Below are 18427 nucleotides of genomic sequence, written 5' to 3'. Positions count from 1 at the left end.
GTTGCTGCGACGATCGGTCGCGCACCGCCGGCGTCCAGGCGGCGGATGGCCCCGCCGGAGCGGCGACTAGGGCGGGACAAGTTCGGGTTGCCTTCGACCGGACAGGTGAAGAAAGGCATGCGCGGGCCATGCGATTCGATTAGAATAAAGGATTGAATTGCAAACCCCATTTCCGGAGGAATGTTTCAATGAAATCCAAGCTTGTGGGACTGTTGGCCATCGTGGTGGTGGTGCTGGGGGCCGCCGGGTGCGGCGGCAGCGACCAGCCGTCGGGGCCCGCAGGTGAGTCCGCAGCTTCATCGCAGCCTGCCGCCGCATCCGCCAAGGCCGGCCTGCAGAAGATCGGCGACATGGCGGATGCCTGGAACGAGCTGTACAAGCAGAACGAGGCGGCCTTCAACGACTACGAAGGCATGCCCATCATGGAGCTGGTCACCCCGGCCACCACATTCATCGGCAGCGTGCAGTTCGACCTGCTCAACCTCGACAACGCCGACGGCCACTTCACCGGCAAACTGATGCTGGCGGGTTATCCGGCCGTGATGGACCGCGCCGGATCCACGATCACGTTCGGCTACGATTTCAAGCGGGAGAAAGACGGGTTCGGCCCGTTGGCCAAGGCCGGCGACCGCATGGTGGAAAACGGCTCCCTCGATCTGAAGCAGGGTTATTACAAGGCCGAGGATTTCACCGAGCGGGGCGGGACGAGAATCGCCCGCAGCTATCACGAGTTCAAGCGCCTGGGCGACGGCAGCATGATCTGCCTGGTGTTCAGCGGTCAGGCTGTGGACGTGCGGGGCGACGCCCAGCCGTCCGACAGCGCGATTTACATACACAACGGCAAGAACCGCTACGACTTCGTCGTGGCCAAGGGGGCCAACGGCCCCGCCTTCACTCCCATTTCCTTCGCCGACAAGGGCGACCTGATGAAGGCTCAGGCCATGGAGCTGTTCCAGGCGGCCGGCTACACCATCGACAAGTCCGGCGGCATCCAGGGCGGCAAGCTGGCGCTCGACCAGTAGGCCCCAAGTCAGCCGGGGGTCCCCCCCGGCCGACCCATCGCCGGACGACATCGCGCCGCGATCCGGCGGTTGGTGTCGGTCGCCGTGTCGCCGCCGCCGGCAACGGCTTCGCCATGATGCGCCCTTGGAGGTTCTCTTGAAACCGAAGGATTTCGTGTTCGCCGCGCTGGTGGTGGCCCTGTTTGCCCCCTTCTTTCTCTCTCCGGTCGCCCTGGCCGCATACAAAGTCGCCAACGCCCAACATCCTCTGCTGCTCAGCTTTCTCAAATTCGCCGTGCTGGCCACCCTGGGCGAATGCCTGGGCTTGCGCATCCGCACCGGGCGCTACAACCAGCCGGGCTTCGGCATCCTGCCCCGGGCCGTGGTGTGGGGCGTGCTGGGCGTGGCGATCAAGGCCGCCTTCACCATCTTCACCGCCGGCACCCCGCGCTTCCTGGCCGAGCTGGGGACCGTGCTGCCGCCGGACATCCTGAAGCAGCCGTTCTCCGGGTTGAAATTGCTGGCCTCGTTCTCCGTCAGCGTGGCCATGAACCTGGTGTTCGCCCCGTGGATGATGACCCTGCACAAAATTACCGACGACCACATCGGCCGGACAGGCGGCAGCTTGCGCGGGCTGTTCACGCCCATCGCCTTCGGCGAGATCCTGGCGGCGCTCAACTGGCCGGTGATGTGGCATTTCGTTTTCAAGAAGACGATCCCGCTGTTCTGGATCCCCGCCCACACCGTCACCTTCCTTCTCCCGCCCGAATACCAGATCGTGTTCGCCGCCGTGCTGGGCATCGTGCTGGGTGTCCTGCTGGCCATCGCCGCGCGGATGAAACGCTGAATCCCGGCGGGTGGCACACCGGTCACCAGTGGGTGGCATTTCCACCCGGATCCCACACATTACTATAACCTGTCGACGCCTGATTTCGGCTGCGTCGGTATAGCCCATCTGACCATAACAGAGGACGCCCCCAATCTCGAACTAATCACAACATGCTGATTTGATAGGTTTTTTGCCAATTTCACACCGGCCGGCATTCCTTGCAACTGGCGCTTCAGAAATATCTAAAATCCATTATTAGTAAAAAAATAAAAAAATAACAAAAAACGCTTGACACCGCCGTCGCCAGATGGCATATTCTCCATGTGAATAATTTCACAAAGTGAAAATATTCACAAATACAAAAACAACTAATAAATATGTTGTCAGAAAAACAGATCAGCCGCTTGAGCCATTACCGCCGCCTCCTCAAGAAAATGGAGGAGCAAGGACTCGTGTTCGTCTTCTCCCACCAGTTGGCGTCCATGGCGCATGTGACGGCGGCCCAGGTGCGGCGGGATCTCATGGATATCGACATTTCCGGCACCCCCGCCAAAGGTTACCGGATTGATGCCTTGGCCGAATGCCTCCGCCGGGTGCTGGCGCCCGAGGACATCCAGCGCGTCGCCCTGGTGGGTGTGGGCAACCTGGGCCGAGCCCTGCTGGACTACTTCCCGGGCCGCATCCCGACTCTGTCCATTGAAGCCGCGTTTGACTCCGATCCAGCCAAGACCAACCGGATCATCAACGGCTGCCGGGTCTACCCGGTTTCCGAACTGGTGGAGCGGGTGCGTGAACTCCATATCTCCATCGGCATCATCGCCGTGCCCGCCGAGGCTGCCCAGGAAGTCGCCAACCTGCTGGTGCGGGGCGGAGTCACCGGGATCCTTGACTGCGCGCCCACCCGGGTGCGGGTGCCGCACGGTGTCTACCTCGAAAATCTCGACATGACCGCCTCCCTCGAACGGACCGCCTATTTCGCCATGCAACTGAAATCGAAAAAGGAAGTGCTAACATGAACGACGTCGACTCGATCCTGCGCAGCTTCCCCGACGCCAAGCGGGACAGCCTGATTCCGATTCTACAGGCCGTTCAGGAATCCCAGGGCTTCCTCTCGCGCGAGGCCGTGGTCCGGATCTCCCGCCACCTGAAGATGCCGGCCAGCAAAATCTACGGCGTGGCCACCTTCTACAACCAGTTCCGCTTCCAGGCCAAGGGACGGTACCACATCATGCTGTGCCGCGGCACGGCCTGCCACGTCAAGGGCTCCGCCAAGCTGCAGGAGATCATTTGCAAGCAGCTCAAGATCCAGCCCGGCCAGACCACCCGGGATGGCCTCTTCAGCCTGGAAGTGGTGGCCTGCATCGGCGCCTGCGGACTGGCGCCGGTCATCAGCATCAACGGCGAATTCTATTCCAGCATGACCCCGGACAAAGTCTCGGCGCTGCTGGACAACTTCAAGCAGAAGGCAACCTCCCATGAAGGCAACTAACTCCACCCCGGTTTCTCACCCCGCCGATCAGTCTCCGGCCGCCGGCGGCGCCATCGCCCCCTGGCTGGCGGATCGGCTCAACGACTCGCCGCCTCGGCTGCGCCGCGATCTCGTCGCGCAGCCGGTGGTCTTCGTGGGCGCCGGCACCTGCGGTCTGGGCGCCGGAGCCAAGAAGACGGCGCAGGCGGTCCGGGACTACTGCCAGGCCCACCAGTTCGCCGCCGAACTCGTCGAAGTGGGCTGCATCGGCATGTGCTCGGCCGAACCGCTCCTGGACATCCAGATGCCCGGCCGCACCCGAATCTCGTTCACCCACGTCACCGCCGACTGCGTGCCTGCCATCCTCGACGCCGTCCGCAACGACCAGATCCCCGAACACGAGCGACTGGGCCAGTTCCGCCACCCGGACCACCGGCCGTACGCCGGTGTGCCGTTCATCGACGAGCATCCCTTTTTCGCGCCCCAGACCCGGTGGGTGCTGGCCAACTGCGGCCGCATTGATCCCACCCGGATCGAGGAATACATCGCCCGGGGCGGCTATACCGCCCTTGTCCAGGCCCTGAACAGCAAGACGCCGGCCGAGGTGATCACCGAGGTGGAGCTCAGCGGGCTGCGCGGCCGCGGCGGCGGCGGCTTCCCCACCGGCCGCAAGTGGCGGCTGGCCCGGCAGAACGAGGGGAGCCAGAAGTACCTCATTTGCAACGCCGACGAAGGCGACCCGGGCGCGTTCATGGACCGGGCCGTCATCGAGGGCGACCCGCATCGGCTGCTGGAGGGTATGGCGCTGGCGGCCTACGCCATCGGCGCCTCCAAGGCGTACGTTTACATCCGGGCCGAGTACCCGCTGGCCATCGAGCGCCTCAAGCGGGCCATTCAGCAGGCCGAGGAGTGGGGCCTGCTCGGCCGCAACATCCTGGACAGCGGCTTCAACCTGACCGTGGTCATCAAGCAGGGCGCCGGCGCCTTCGTCTGCGGCGAGGAGACCGCGCTCATTCACAGCATCGAGGGGAAGCGCGGCATGCCGCGCCCCCGGCCGCCTTATCCGGCCCAGAACGGCCTGTTCGGCAAGCCCACCGTCATCAACAACGTGGAAACCCTGGCCAACATCCCGCCGCTCATCGCCAACGGCGCCGCCTGGTTCAACGCGGTGGGCACCGCGAGCAGCAAAGGCACCAAGGTCTTCGCCCTGTCCGGCAAGGTGACCAACACCGGGCTCATCGAAGTCGCCATGGGCACGTCGATGCGCCAAATCATCTTCGACCTGGGCGGCGGCACCCCCGGCGGCAAGAAGTACAAGGCGGTGCAGATCGGCGGCCCGTCCGGCGGCTGTATTCCGGAGCAGCACCTCGACATCCAGGTGGACTACGAATCACTCAAGACCGTGGGCGCCATGATGGGCTCGGGCGGTCTCGTGGTCATGGACGAGGACACCTGCATGGTGGACGTGGCCAAGTTCTTCATGGACTTTATCCAGCGGGAAAGCTGCGGCAAGTGCATCCCGTGCCGGGAGGGCACCAAACGGATGCTGGAAATCCTGGAGGCCATCACCCGCGGCCGCGGTCAGGAGACCGGCAACCAGGCCCTCGAGCGCTTCAAGGGCGTGATGCACCTGGCCGAGCTGGCCGAGGTGATCCGCGACACCAGCCTGTGCGGCCTGGGCCAGACCGCGCCCAATCCGGTGATCAGCACCCTGCGCTGGTTCCGCCACGAATACGAGAGCCACATCTTCGAGCGGCGCTGCCCGTCGAAGGTCTGCCCCGGCCTGCTGGAATATCGGATCGACGCCGAGCGCTGCAAGGGCTGCACCCTGTGCGCAAAGAAATGCCCCGCCGGGGCCATCATGGGCGTCGCCAAGAGTCCCCACTACGTCATCACCGACAAATGCATCGGCTGCGGCACCTGCGTGGAAGTCTGCCGGTTCCAAGCCGTCGCGGTGGTCTGAGGAGTAACCCGCCATGATCACATTGCACGCCAACAATCGGACAATCCAGGCGCAGGAAGGCGAGACCATCCTGTCTGCCCTCAAGCGGGCCGGTATCGCCGTGCCCACGCTCTGCCACATGGAATCGCTCCTGCCCAACGGCGCCTGCCGGCTCTGCGTGGTCGAGGTCGAGGGACAGCGCGGCCTGATCCCGTCCTGCTCGTACCCGGTGAGCGACGGGATGAAAATCCAGACCCACTCCCCGCGCGCCCTGCGCGCCCGGAAAACCATCGTGGAGCTTCTGCTGGCCAACCATCCCGACGACTGTCTGTACTGCCACCGGAACGACTCGTGCCGACTGCGGGCCCTGGCGGCGGAGTTGGGCGTCCAGCAGCGCCGCTTCTGAGGCACCCCCGTGGACCACAAGGTCGACCTGTCCAGTCCGTCGATCATCCGGGATCCGGCCAAGTGCATCCTCTGCGGCAAGTGCGTCCGCGTCTGCGAGGAGATCCAGGGCGTCTCGGCCATCAACTTCATCAACCGCGGCAGCAAGACCGTGGTGGGGACGGCCTTCAACGAGGGACTTAACGTATCGAGCTGCGTCAACTGCGGCCAGTGCGTCATGATCTGCCCCACCGGCGCGCTGGTGGAGCGGAACCAGGCCGATGAGATCCGCGCCGCCCTGGCCGACCCCGAACGGATCGCGGTGATCCAGCACGCTCCGGCCGTGTCGGTCACCCTGGCCGAGGAGTTCGGGCTGAAACCAGGCCAGGACGTCGCCGGGATCCTGAACGCCGCCCTACGCCGGCTTGGGTTCAAGCGGGTCTTCGACACCAGCTTTTCGGCCGACCTGACCATCATGGAGGAGGCGTCCGAGCTGGCCCACCGTATCCGGACAGGCGGGCCGCTGCCCATGTTCACGAGCTGCTCGCCGGCCTGGGTGAAGTTCATCGAGGAGTTCTACCCGGACCTCATCGACCATGTTTCCACCTGCAAGAGCCCGCAGCAGATGCTCGGCGCGGTCATCAAGAGCTTCTACGCTTCGCGCACCGGCATCGACCCGGCGCGGATCTACAGCGTGTCGGTGATGCCCTGCCTGGCCAAGAAGTTCGAGGCGTCCCGCCCTGAGATGGCCCCCGACGGCCGCCCCGACATCGACGCGGTGATCACCACCCGGGAACTGGCCGCCATGATCCGGATGCAGGGTATCGACTTCACCTCGCTGGAACCGGAGGAGGCCGACCACCCGTTCGGCGAGCGCTCCAGCGCCGGCAAGCTCTTCGGGGCCACCGGCGGCGTGATGGAGGCGGCGCTCCGCACGGCCCACTTCCTGCTGACCGGCCGCGAGCTCGATCCGCCCAAGGTCACCGCCCTCCGCGGCCTCAACGGCATCAAGACGGCCACCGTGCGGATCGGCGACCTCGAGGTGAACGTGGCCGTGGCGAGCGGACTGGCCAACGCCCGGCAGATTCTGGACGACATCCGCTCCGGCGAACGGCAGCTGCATTTCGTCGAGATCATGTCCTGCCCGGGCGGCTGCATCGCCGGCGGCGGCCAGCCCTACCTGACCGACCCCGATCGCCTGCGCGCCCGCATGGCGGCCCTGTACGAGATCGACCGGCAGGCTCCCGTGCAGACTTCCCATCGGAACGAGGAAGTCGCCCGGCTCTACGAGGAATTCCTGGGTGAGCCGCTGGGCGAGCGAAGCCACGAGCTGCTGCACACTCACTACCATCACCGCGACGTCCTGCAATAACGCCTGGTAGACCCATGAGCGAAGCCGCCGCCCCCCACTACATCCAGACCATCCGGGAACGCTGCCGCGTCTGCTACACCTGCGTGCGCGAGTGTCCGGCCAAGGCCATCCGGATCCTGGACGGGCAGGCCGAGGTGATCCCCGAGCGGTGCATCGGCTGCGGCAACTGCATCCGGGTCTGCAGCCAGGACGCCAAACAGGCCGCCAGCTCCATCGACGCGGTCACGGCCATGCTGGCGGACGGCGTCCCGGTGGCGGCGCTCGTGGCGCCCAGCTATCCGGCCGAATTTCCGGACCAGGACTACCGCCGCGTGGTCGGAGCCCTGAAACAGCTCGGGTTCGCCTCCGTCCACGAGGTGGCCTTCGGTGCGGATCTGGTCTCCCGGGCGCTGCGGCAGCTCCTCGACAAGGATCCGGTCCGCCATTACATCACCACCGCCTGCCCGGCGGTCGTCGCCTACATCGAGAAATACCACCCCGACCTGGTCAGCTATCTGACCCCCATCGCCTCGCCGATGATCGCCACGGCCCGGGCGCTGCGGCGCAGCCGCCCCGCCCCCCTGCGCATCGTCTTTATCGGCCCCTGCATCGCCAAAAAGGGGGAGGCCGCCCGGGACACGTTGGCCGGCGAGGTGGACGCCGTGATGACCTTCCGCGAACTCCGGCGCCTGCTGGTCCACCGCGGCATCGAGTGCTGGGACGCGGATCCCGCCGACTTCGACCCGCCGCTGGGCGGTCTCGGCACCCTGTATCCACTCAGCGGGGGCATGTTCCAGAGCTCGGCCATTCAGGAGGACCTGCTGACCGTCGACTACGTGGCGGCGGAGGGACGGACCAATTTCGTCGAAGCCATCAAGGAATTCGATTCGGGCGCCCTCAACGCCCGGCTGCTGGAGCTGCTCTGCTGCAACGGCTGCACCATGGGCGCCGGGATGAGCGTCAAGAGCCCCCTGTTCGTCCGCCGCACCCAGCTCAGCCGATTCGCCCGCACGCGTCACGAGGGCATGGACTGGCCGGCCTGGGAGGCGGAGATGGCCCGGTTCGCCGATCTGGACCTCGGGGTCGATTTCTGCGTCGACGATCAGCGCCACACGGCGCCGTCCCGGGACCTGATCCGGGAGATCATGACCCGGATCGGCAAGCTGGCGCCGGAGGACGAGCTCAACTGCGGCGCCTGCGGCTACGATACCTGCATCGAGCACGCCGAGGCCATCGCCCGCGGTGTGGCCCAGAGCGAGATGTGCCTGCCCCACACCATCGATCAGCTCCGCCGGGCGGTGAGCGAGCTGGCCCAGTCGCACCAGCAGCTCCAGGACACCCAGGAGGCGCTGATGCACTCGGAGAAACTGGCCAGCATGGGGCAGCTGGCGGCCGGCATCGCCCACGAGGTCAACAATCCGCTGGGTGTCGTGCTGATGTATTCGCACCTGCTGCACGACGAGTGCCCCCCCGATTCGCCGCTGCGGGAGGATCTGCGGATGATCACCGAGCAGGCCGACCGCTGCAAGAAGATCGTCGCCGGCCTGCTGGATTTCGCCCGCCAAAACAAGGTCCTGCACCAGCCCATCGACATCCGGGAGCTCGTCGAGCGCAACCTGCAGGCGATTCCGACTCCGACCGGGGTAACCGTGCAGGTGGAGCATCAGCTCGACGACCCGGTCGTCGAACTGGACCGGGACCAGGTGTCCCAGGTGATCATCAACCTGGTGGACAACGCCTACGCGGCCATGCCCGACGGCGGCCGCCTCACCGTGCGGACCCACCTCGAGCACGACGACCTGGTGATCGAGGTGGAGGACACAGGGATCGGCATCCCCAAGGAAAACATCAAGAAGGTTTTTTCGCCCTTTTTCACGACCAAACAGATCGGCAAGGGCACCGGCCTCGGCCTGGCGGTGTCGTACGGCATCGTGAAAATGCACCGCGGCAACATCGCCGTGGAGTCCAACGCCGATCCCGCAGCGGGACCGACGGGCACCACGTTCCGGGTGAAGCTGCCCCGCCGCGGCCCGCAAGATTAGCCGGCCCGTCACCCGGCCACCACCCGGCCGATAACAAGGAGACACGCACCATGCAACAACCGAAACACACGATTCTGGTCATCGACGATGACATCGACTTCGTCCAGCAGCTCCAGATTTCCCTGAAGGCGGCCGGATTCGCCGTCCGCACGGCGTTCGGCGAACAGGAGGCCGAACAGGTCCTGCGGGAGGGCCGGCCGGATCTGGTGATCTCGGACCTGATGATGGAGCATCTGGACGGCGGTTTCGTGCTGTGCCACCGGATCAAGCAGCAGGATCCCACCATCCCGGTGATCCTGACCACGGCCGTCACCAGCGCCACCGGGCTACGGTTCGACACCATCTCGGCCGATGAACGCGCCTGGGTCAAGGCCGACGCCCTCCTGGCCAAGCCGGTGCGGTTCGAGCAGATCATCCGGGAAATCCGCCGCCTGCTGCCGGAGGCATGATGGCCGAAACGATGCGGATCCTCATCGTCGATGACGAGCCGGGGATGCGCCTGGCGGCCGAGCGCACGCTCCGCCAGTTCCAGGTCGACTTCCCCGACCTGGAGGCGAAGCTGGGATTCGACCTCCGACAGGCCGCCAGCGGCGAGGAGGGCCTCGAGGTCATCCCATCCTTCCGGCCGCAATTGCTGCTGCTCGATCACAAGCTGCCCGGCATGTCCGGCCTGGATGTGCTGGACCGGATCGTGGAGCGGAAGATCGAGCTGCTCACCGTCATGATCACGGCCTACGCCTCGCTGGAGACGGCGATTCGGGCCACCAAGCTGGGCGCGTTCGATTTTCTGGCCAAGCCGTTCACACCGGAGGAGCTGCGGATGACGGTGCGGAAGGCGGCGCACCACTACCTGCTCCAGCGCCGTGCCGACGAGCTGGCTCGCGAGAAGCGGCAGATCCGGTTCCAGTTCCTGTCCGTCCTGGCCCACGAGCTCAAGGCGCCGATCGCGGCCATCGAAGGCTATCTGTGCCTCCTCAAGGATCTGCCGGCCGGCATGGAGCCGCAAACGTACAACCAGGTCGTCGACCGATCGCTGCTGCGCCTCGAGGGCATGCGCAAGCTGATCTTCGATCTGCTGGACCTGACCCGGATCGAATCGGGACAGAAGAAGCGCGAGCTGGCGGAACACGATCTGGTGGCGATCGCCCGCCTCTGTCTGGAAACGGTACAGCCGTCCGCCGCCGCGCGCCGGATCGAACTGGTGTTCGAACCGGCCGGACCCGTTGTCATGACCGCCGACCGCGGCGAGATCGAGATCATCCTGAACAACCTGCTGTCCAACGCCGTGAAGTACAACCGCGATGACGGACGCGTCACCCTGACGATCGCCCGCGAGGCGGGCCGGGTCTGGATCCGGGTGGCCGACACCGGGATCGGCATGACCCCGGAGGAAGTGGGCCGGCTGTTCGGTGAGTTCGTCCGGATCAAGAACGAGCAGACCCGCAAGATTCTGGGCAGCGGACTCGGACTGTCCATCGTCCGGCGGCTGGCCCATCTCTACGGCGGCGAAGTGACGGTGGACAGCACCCCCGGCGAGGGCAGCATGTTCAGCGTGTGGCTGGACCCCGCCCATGGCGACGACGCCCGGAGCACAGCGGAGCCTGCCGTATGACCATGTCGGAGATCGAGACCTGGCTGCGCGAAGAGGACGCCGGGCGCCTGGAGCGCCTCTGGGCGATGGCCGACGGCGTCCGCCGGCAGCACGTGGGCGATGCCGTGCACCTGCGCGGGCTGTTGGAGATCTCGAATCACTGCCGCCGGCAGTGCGCCTATTGCGGGATCCGGGCCGGCCGGAACGAGCTGATCCGCTATCGGCTGACCGAGACCGACATCATGGACTGCGTGCGGTTGGCGGCGTCACTCGGCCTGGGCACGGTGGTGCTCCAGGCGGGCGAAGATCCCGGCCTGACCCGCGACGGCATCGCCGGCCTCGTCCGTCGCATCAAGGCGGAGACGGCACTGGCCGTCACCCTGAGCCTGGGGGAGCGCGACGACGACGAGCTGGCGGCCTGGCGCGACGCAGGTGCCGACCGGTACCTGCTGCGGTTTGAAACGTCCAACCCGGAACTCTACCGCCGGATTCATCCCGCCCGGCCCGGCGAGGCCCGTGACCGGCTGGCCGTGCTGCGGAGCTTGCGCCGTCTCGGCTACGAAGTCGGCAGCGGCGTCATGGTGGGGATCCCCGGCCAGACGTATCGGGATCTCGCGCGGGACATTGAACGACTCGGCGAGCTGCGGCTGGACATGATCGGGCTCGGGCCGTATCTGCCCCACCCCGAGACGCCGCTCGGCCAGCCCGGCCAAACGGTCACGGACGCCACCGCCGACCAGGTGCCCAACTCCGCGGTCATGGCCACCAAGGCCATGGCGCTGGCCCGGCTGGTCTGCCCGGACGCGAACATCCCCGCGACCACCGCCCTGGCGACCGCCGACCGTGACCACGGCTATGCGCTCGGCCTGCAGCGGGGCGCCAACGTGATCATGCCCGATCTCACGCCGCCCGGCTATCGAGACCTGTATGCCATCTATCCCGGCAAGACCCCGCTGACCGCCGACCGGGTCGAGGCCGTCCGTGCCGTCCAGGCGCTGGTGGTGTCCCTGAGCCGAAGTGTCGGCCGGGGGCCGGGCGGCGCCGTGCACCGGGAGGACGTGACGTCCCGCCCGAAGGAGTGTCCATCATGGTCGAAGTGAACGAATCCAACTTGAGCCCCCATGCGGTCGACTTCATCGATGACGACCGGCTGGCCCGGCTGATCAGCGGGCCGCCGCCGGAACCCGCCAGGGTCCGGGACGTGCTCGCCAAAAGCATGGCCAAGGAAGCCCTGAACCTCGAGGAGACGGCGGTGCTGATCCGGACCGCGGATCCGGCGCTGGAGGAGGAAATTTTCGAGTCCGCGCGGCAGCTCAAGCGCGACGTCTACGGCAACCGGATCGTTCTGTTCGCCCCGTTGTACATCGGCAACGAATGCCTCAACGAGTGCGGCTACTGCGCCTTTCGCCAGTCCAACTCCGACGTGATCCGGCGCACGCTGCAGCCCGAGGAGCTGCACCAGCAGGTGACGGCCCTGGAACAGCAGGGCCACAAGCGGCTGATCCTGGTGTTCGGCGAGCATCCCAGCTACGACGCCGAGTTCATCGCCGCCGTCACCCGCCAGGTGTACGGCATCCGCGTCGGGCACGGCGAGATCCGTCGGGTCAATATCAACGCTGCTCCGTTCGACCATGCCGGCTACCGGGTCATCAAAGAGGCGGGGATCGGCACCTATCAGATCTTCCAGGAGACCTACCACCACCCCACCTACGCCCGCTACCATCCGGCCCATACCCGGAAGGGCAACTATCTATGGCGCCTGGACGGCCTGTCCCGGGCCATGGAGGCCGGTCTCGACGACGTGGGGCTGGGCGTGCTGTTCGGGCTCTACGACTGGCGCTTTGAGCTGCTCGGGCTCATCAGCCACGCCCGCCATCTGCAGAAGCGCTACGGCGTCGGGCCGCACACCATCAGCTTCCCGCGGATCCGCCCCGCCTGCGGCGTGCGGATGGACCCGGCCTGGTCGGTCGCCGACGCCGACTTCAAGCGGCTCATCGCCATCCTGCGCCTGGCCGTGCCGTACACCGGCCTCATCCTGACCGCACGGGAGACTCCGGAAATCCGCCGCGAGCTGCTGGGCTTCGGCGTGTCCCAGATCGACGCCGGCAGCCGGCTCGAGCTGGGCGGCTACACCGAGGCCGGTGACGCGCAGTGCATGGAGCGGGAGCAGTTCGAGCTGGGCGACATCCGCTCGCTGGACGAGACCATCCGCCAGCTCCTGCAGGACGGCTTCATCCCCAGCTTCTGCACCTCCTGCTACCGCCTCAACCGCACCGGCGAGCACTTCATGGAATACGCCATCCCCGGGTTCATCCAGCGCTTCTGCACCCCCAACGCCCTGATGACCCTCGCCGAGTACCTCGAGGATTACGCGTCCCCCGAAACCCGCGCCGCGGGCGAGGCACTGCTGGCCCGCGAGCTTGACCGCTTCGCTGACGCCCCCGCCCGGAGCCGCCTGGAGGCCCGATTGGCGCGGATCCGCGGCGGCGAGCGGGACATTTATCTCTGAGCGGCGCGAGCGCGGCTCCGGGCGTCCGCGTCCGGGCGCGGGCGACCCGCTCAAACGGTCGGCAGGTGAATATGAACAAAGCCCCCCGCGGCATGCGGTTGCACATCGGGTTCTTCGGCCGGCGCAACGTCGGCAAGAGCTCCCTGCTCAATGCGCTGGTCCGGCAGTCGGTCTCCATCGTTTCGCCCGAGGCGGGGACCACCACCGATCCGGTGGAAAAGCCCATGGAGTTCCTCCCCCTGGGCCCGGTGCTGTTCATCGACACCGCGGGGATCGATGACACCGGCGCCTTGGGCGACCTGCGGATCGTCCGGACCCGCCAGGTCCTGGACCGGACGGATCTCGGCCTGGTGGTCGCCGGTCCGGCTGGCTGGGGCGAATTCGAGGAGGCGCTCCTCGGCGAGTTCGCCCGCCGCGGGGTGGCCGCCGTCGCAGTGTTCAACCAGGTGGATGTCGCCGCGCCAGCGGACGACGTCCTGGCCGGGCTGGCGGCACGAAAAGTGCCCGTGGTGCGGACCTGCGCCCGCACCGGCGAGGGGCTGGCGGCGCTGCGCGAAGCCATCCTGCGGGCCGCGCCCGACGATTTCATCGACGCCCCCGCCATTCTACGCGACCTCGTCCCGCCCGGCGAGCTGGCCGTGCTCGTGGTGCCCATCGACAAGGAGGCGCCGCGGGGACGCCTCATCCTGCCTCAGGTCCAGACCATCCGCGACCTGCTCGACGGCGACGCCGCCTGCCTCGTGACCAGAGAGCGCGAGCTGCGCGGCGTGCTGGAGCGCCTCACCCGGCCCCCCGCCATCGTGGTCACCGACTCCCAGGCCTTCCGCCAGGTGGCCGCCGACACGCCGCCGGCGGTGCCGCTGACCTCGTTCTCCATCCTCTTCGCCCGCTTCAAGGGCGACCTGGCCGAGCTGGCCCGGGGCGCGGCGGCCATCACCGCCCTCCGGCCTGGCGACCGGGTGCTGGTGGCCGAGGCGTGCAGCCACCATCCCATCGCCGACGACATCGGCCGGATCAAGCTGCCGCGCTGGCTCACCGAGCATGTGGGCGGCCCCCTCGAGTTCGACACCGTCCAGGGGCACGATTTCCCGGCGGACTTGGATCGCTACCGCCTCGTGGTGCACTGCGGCGGCTGCATGCAGAACCGCCGGGAGATGTTGGGCCGGATCCTGCGCGGCCGTGCCGCCGGCGTGCCGGTGACCAACTACGGTCTGGCCATCGCCGCGACCATGGGAATTCTCGACCGCGCCCTCGCCCCCTTCCCCGCCGCCCTGGCGGCCTGGCGCGCCGCGTCGGCGCCGGCGTCCTGACGGCGCGCGATCCGTCAGGGACGTTGATCCGCTGCCGGCGGACGCCGCCGTCCCCGGAATGTCTTCTCCAGATAGCCGCTGCGGTACACCGCGGTCAGGCCCCGCAGGTACAACCCGGGGAACAGCCGCTGGCACAGCCAGATCGCCCGTCCGCCCAGCGGGGTGATCACGCGGAACCGTCCGCGGCCGACGGCGCGGACCACGCGGCGGGCGATCGCGTCGGCGGTGGTCCGGGCGCGCCGGAGCAGCACCTCGGCCATCCGCCGCTGGCGCGCGTCGGTGGAAGTGAAGCCCTCCATGATGTTGGACCGGAAGTAGGTGGGGCAGACCACCGTCACGCCCACCCGGTGGGGCGCCAGCTCCACCCGCAGGGTCTCGGACAGGGCGATCACCGCGGCCTTGGACGCGTTGTAGCCGGCCATCTCGGGATACGTGGCGAACCCGGCGGCGGAGGCGATGTTGACGATGTGGCCGCCGCCCTGCGCCTTGAAGCCGGGGATGAAGGCGCGGCAGCCGTGGATCACGCTTCGGAGGTTGACGGTCAGGATGCGGTCCCACTCCGCGAGGGGGATCTGCTCGAAGCGGCCGGCGGCCACGCTGCCGACGTTGTTCACCAGGATGTCGAGTCCGCCCCAGGCGTCGCCGACGACGCGCGCCGCCGCTTCCAGGTCTTCGGGGCGGCAGACGTCGCAGGGGATCTCCAGCGCCTCGCCGCCGGCCGCCCGGACCCGCCGTGCCGTCTCCTTCGCGCGCCCGGCGTCGATCTCGGCCACGGCGACCCGCCAGCCCCGGCGGGCGAACTCCAGGGCCAGGGCCCGGCCGAGCCCGGAGCCCGCGCCGGTGATGAGGACGCGCCGGCTGGGAAACCGCTTCATGAATTGGCTGCTCCTTTGACGGCCACCGCGGTCGTGGCAACCGGCCCGCCGCGGGCCGGGAACCGGGACGCCTGATTCGGGCGGGTTGACGGCGGGCGACCGGTTTGTCCGTCACGTCCCGCAGCGGCGAATCGGCATCCGGTCCGTCCAGCCGCACTCGGTTGCACGGCCGATCCGCCCGGCGGCTCCCGTTCCGCCGGCATGCTCGTCGGCTCCGGGCCCGCCGGCTCCCTCGATGGCTCCGGTCACGATTGCCCGCTCGATGGCTCTTCTCGACCCGCCCCCATTATCCGGCCCCTTCCCTCCGTTTTCAACCGCGCACCGCAAACCGCGGCCCGTATGTGGCGCAAGCATCCCGCCTGTGGTGGCGCAGGCATCTCGCCTGTGGTTCCCCGCAGTATATCCGCCGCGAGTTCCAGCGACACGATTGTGGGGATGCGGCGTCGGTTCAGAGTGCGCCGACACGTCTGCGCACTCCAGACTACCCTGCTGATGCGGCATCGTTCAGAACCTCTGCCATGCGTCCGTGCGCTGATGTTCTTGACTCGACAAACCATGACCAAAAAGTCAGCTTGACTGTCCCGGTATCTCCTCGCTTTGGGCGAAGCATTTCAGTTCAAGCGGCAAGGCGCGACTTCGAGCGACACTTCGAAAACACGCTGCCTATTTGAGCCCTCAACAGATTGATCTTGCGTTTGTGACCGGCGGATCATCTATAATTTCATCCGTATAGTCGTTGGATCGAGAGAGGATGAATGGGGGCGCGGCGCAAGCTCACATCCTGGAAAGAAATCGCCGACCATCTGGGCTGCACCGTGCGGACCGCCCAGCGGTGGGAACGCGACAGCCGGCTGCCGGTGTTCCGCATCACCGGCGAGCCGGGCCACCGGGTGTTCGCCTTCACCGACGAACTGGACGCGTGGTACCACCCCGGCTCGACCAACGGGGTGAATGGCAACCGCACGGCGGATCTCAACGAGATCAACGGGGATATCGCCACACCCGCCCCGGCCGAACCGGACGAAATTCGCCCGCCGCCGAATGCGGCTGCGTCGGAACACGCCGCCTTCGCCGGCACTGGCGATGGCGAAGTACCGACGGTCACCCTGGCCGATTCCAGTGGCGACCCGGCCGGGACAGACCCTGCCGACGGTCAGGTGGAACCCGGTGAAGCGCCCCGGCGCTCGCTGAAAACCCTGCTCCGGCGATCGTGGGTCCGGCTGGGCGGGGCGGCGGGGATCGCGCTGGCCGCCGGTCTGGCCTGGCTGGCGATCGGGGGAGGAGGCGGTGCGGCGGCCGGACTGCACCGGGTGGAGGCGACGGGCGCGACGCTCGTCGGCCGGGACGCCGACGGCCGCGAGCTGTGGCGCCGGGTGCTCCCCAAACCGCTGGCGTCAAACGACGCTTTCAACTTCACCCTCAACCGCTCCATCACGGGCCAGCCGGTGTGCGTCGATCTGGACGCCGACGGCCGCAACGAAGTGCTCGCGGCGACCGGCGACGCCGACCCCACGGTCCCGGAGCCGTGGGTGCTGTACTGCCTGGACGATGCCGGCCGGACGCGCTGGCGCTACCAGCCCGGACAGCGCGTCCGGTTCGCCTCCGAAGCGGCGGACGCGTGCTGGATGCTCTGTTTCGACGCGGTGGACCTGGACGGGGACAGCCGGCGCGAGATCGTCGTCCTGGCCAAGCACAACCGGATCTACCCGGCCAAAGTCGCGGTGCTGGATCCCGCCGGACGCGTGCGCGGCGACTTCATCAACAGCGGCTGGGTGGACGAGATGAACTACCTGGACCTGGACGGGGACGGCACCCGGGAGATCCTGGTGGGCGGGTGCAACAACGGCTACAAGAAGGGGACGCTGTTTGCCCTGCGCCTGGGCGCCATCTCGGGCTGCTCGCCCCAGCCGGACACCCCCGACTACCGCTGCCTCGACCGGCCCGTGGGCCCGGTCATGCACTACCTGCTCTTCCCGCGGGATCCGCTGCAGGATCGACTGGTGGCGGTGGGGTGTGTGTACTTGATTCAAATCACCCCGGACCGGATTCTGGCGCGATTGCCCGTCGATTACAGCCCGCTCCAGATCGGCTGCACGGTGGACTGGTTTTTGGATCACCGCCTGACGTCGGCGCGGGTGGAGTTCAGCAGCTACTATCCGCTGATCCAACAGAAGCTGTTCGAAAAAGGGGAAATCCGGGAGGCCTTCTCCCCCTCGACGGCCCAACGGCTGGACCCCGTTCTGTACTGGGACGGGGAGCGGTTCGTCCCCACCCCCACCATGAACCATCACTTACAGAGCACCCAACAGCCGTAGAAATATTCGCCACACCCCGCCCACGGCAGCCGCGCTATCTGCTCCGACGATCCGTACGACCGCTTGCGTTCATCGCCTTGTCCTTGCTGCCTGCTTGGGCAATCCGATTGGAGCTCTCGCTCATCGCATCAACTTTGCTGCCTGCCTGAGCATTTCGATCTAACCGCTTGTGTTCAACCTCTTCACTGCCAACGGCCGCTCTTTTTCACAGGTTTTTGAACAGATTCCGTGGAAGAATTCGTACTCTCATCGTCGCACCTGTAGCGCAGGCGTCCACGCCTGCCGTGGCGCAGGCATCTTGCCTGCCGTCGCGCAGGCGTCTCGCCTGTGCGGAGGTCGCAGCGATCGGTCACACTCGCCGGCAAGTACAATATTTGTCGAAATCCTTGTAACGTATTGAAAAGATTGGCGCGCCCGGCAGGGCTCGAACCTGCAACCCCCGGCTTAGAAGGCCGTCCGACGGGCATTTACAGCCCATCACCAAGCAGTACCCGGCAATACCAAATCGTGTCAGGATAGTCTTAAAATCAAGCGTTTATAGATTTTTTCGAACTGTCGCCGGCGATGGCGGACCGCCGCCGGAAACCACCTGATTTTGTGGTTCAGTGTGACGCCAGTGTGACACGAGATGGGGCTGGAGATCGGATCCAGAGTTCAGACAACTATTGTCGTTCGATCGACACCGGGCGAAAATGAACGTGAATGTGAAAGTCGCCGGGGGCAGACGAACCGTCCGACGGCTGCGTGCTCCTGCAGTCCTCGATTCAAAATGGAGTGTTGTTTTGCGGAGCTCGAAATCGGACGCTGTGG

At 66.8% G+C, this 18427-nt stretch carries 13 protein-coding genes and 1 pseudogene; 13 read left to right on the top strand and 1 reads right to left on the bottom strand.

Going from position 1 to position 18427, the window contains the following annotated elements:
* Positions 1 to 188 precede the first annotated feature (188 nt).
* The 12 genes and pseudogenes from GX414_06625 (at position 189) to hydF (ending at position 14427) form a co-directional block, all read left to right on the top strand.
* Positions 189 to 1022 (top strand): hypothetical protein, encoded by an 834-nt coding sequence (locus GX414_06625; protein NLI46765.1) that lies wholly within the window; start codon positions 189 to 191, stop codon positions 1020 to 1022.
* 136 nt (positions 1023 to 1158) lie between these two features.
* Positions 1159 to 1848 carry an Mpv17/PMP22 family protein gene (locus GX414_06620; GenBank protein NLI46764.1) on the top strand — a complete coding sequence of 230 codons (690 nt, stop codon included), beginning with the start codon at positions 1159 to 1161 and terminating at the stop codon, positions 1846 to 1848.
* 386 nt (positions 1849 to 2234) lie between these two features.
* Positions 2235 to 2846 carry a redox-sensing transcriptional repressor Rex gene (locus GX414_06615; protein ID NLI46763.1) on the top strand — a complete coding sequence of 204 codons (612 nt, stop codon included), beginning with the start codon at positions 2235 to 2237 and terminating at the stop codon, positions 2844 to 2846.
* Positions 2843 to 3319, top strand: a complete 477-nt coding sequence (nuoE, locus tag GX414_06610) for an NADH-quinone oxidoreductase subunit NuoE (protein ID NLI46762.1) — start codon at positions 2843 to 2845, stop codon at positions 3317 to 3319. Before GX414_06615 ends, nuoE begins: the two co-directional genes overlap by 4 nt.
* Complete coding sequence (locus tag GX414_06605) at positions 3306 to 5261, top strand: NADH-quinone oxidoreductase subunit NuoF (protein NLI46761.1); 1956 nt, start codon at positions 3306 to 3308, stop codon at positions 5259 to 5261. Before nuoE ends, GX414_06605 begins: the two co-directional genes overlap by 14 nt.
* 13 nt (positions 5262 to 5274) lie before the next feature.
* Positions 5275 to 6996 (top strand): annotated as a pseudogene (locus GX414_06600) (2Fe-2S iron-sulfur cluster binding domain-containing protein).
* A 14-nt stretch (positions 6997 to 7010) separates the two neighbouring features.
* Positions 7011 to 9017, top strand: a complete 2007-nt coding sequence (locus GX414_06595; GenBank protein ID NLI46760.1) for a 4Fe-4S binding protein — start codon at positions 7011 to 7013, stop codon at positions 9015 to 9017.
* A gap of 50 nt (positions 9018 to 9067) precedes the next feature.
* The gene (locus GX414_06590) at positions 9068 to 9466 is read left to right on the top strand and encodes a response regulator (protein NLI46759.1); all 399 of its coding nucleotides are present in this window, start codon (positions 9068 to 9070) and stop codon (positions 9464 to 9466) included.
* On the top strand, positions 9466 to 10629 hold the full coding sequence (locus GX414_06585) for a hybrid sensor histidine kinase/response regulator (GenBank protein ID NLI46758.1): 1164 nt from the start codon (positions 9466 to 9468) through the stop codon (positions 10627 to 10629). Before GX414_06590 ends, GX414_06585 begins: the two co-directional genes overlap by 1 nt.
* The gene (gene hydE / locus GX414_06580; GenBank protein ID NLI46757.1) at positions 10626 to 11708 is read left to right on the top strand and encodes a [FeFe] hydrogenase H-cluster radical SAM maturase HydE; all 1083 of its coding nucleotides are present in this window, start codon (positions 10626 to 10628) and stop codon (positions 11706 to 11708) included. Before GX414_06585 ends, hydE begins: the two co-directional genes overlap by 4 nt.
* Positions 11696 to 13117, top strand: coding sequence for a [FeFe] hydrogenase H-cluster radical SAM maturase HydG (gene hydG / locus GX414_06575; protein NLI46756.1), 1422 nt, complete (start codon positions 11696 to 11698; stop codon positions 13115 to 13117). The genes hydE and hydG overlap by 13 nt, the downstream gene beginning before the upstream one ends.
* Before the next feature lie 71 nt (positions 13118 to 13188).
* Entirely contained in the window at positions 13189 to 14427 is a 1239-nt protein-coding gene (gene hydF, locus GX414_06570; GenBank protein ID NLI46755.1) for a [FeFe] hydrogenase H-cluster maturation GTPase HydF, read from the top strand.
* Between the two features lie 14 nt (positions 14428 to 14441).
* Here the strand turns inward: hydF and GX414_06565 are convergent, their stop codons facing one another.
* A complete protein-coding gene (locus GX414_06565; GenBank protein NLI46754.1) occupies positions 14442 to 15302 on the bottom strand; it encodes an SDR family NAD(P)-dependent oxidoreductase in 861 nt (286 codons plus the stop codon).
* A gap of 755 nt (positions 15303 to 16057) precedes the next feature.
* Between GX414_06565 and GX414_06560 the strand changes: the two genes are divergently transcribed.
* Positions 16058 to 17617 (top strand): hypothetical protein, encoded by a 1560-nt coding sequence (locus GX414_06560; GenBank protein ID NLI46753.1) that lies wholly within the window; start codon positions 16058 to 16060, stop codon positions 17615 to 17617.
* Positions 17618 to 18427: the final 810 nt, after the last annotated feature.

Source organism: Acidobacteriota bacterium (assembly GCA_012517875.1).
In the GTDB taxonomy this organism is placed as follows: Bacteria; Acidobacteriota; JAAYUB01; order JAAYUB01; family JAAYUB01; genus JAAYUB01.
Note: the sequence above shows the minus strand (reverse complement) of the source record. Positions and strands in the feature narration are given on the sequence as shown.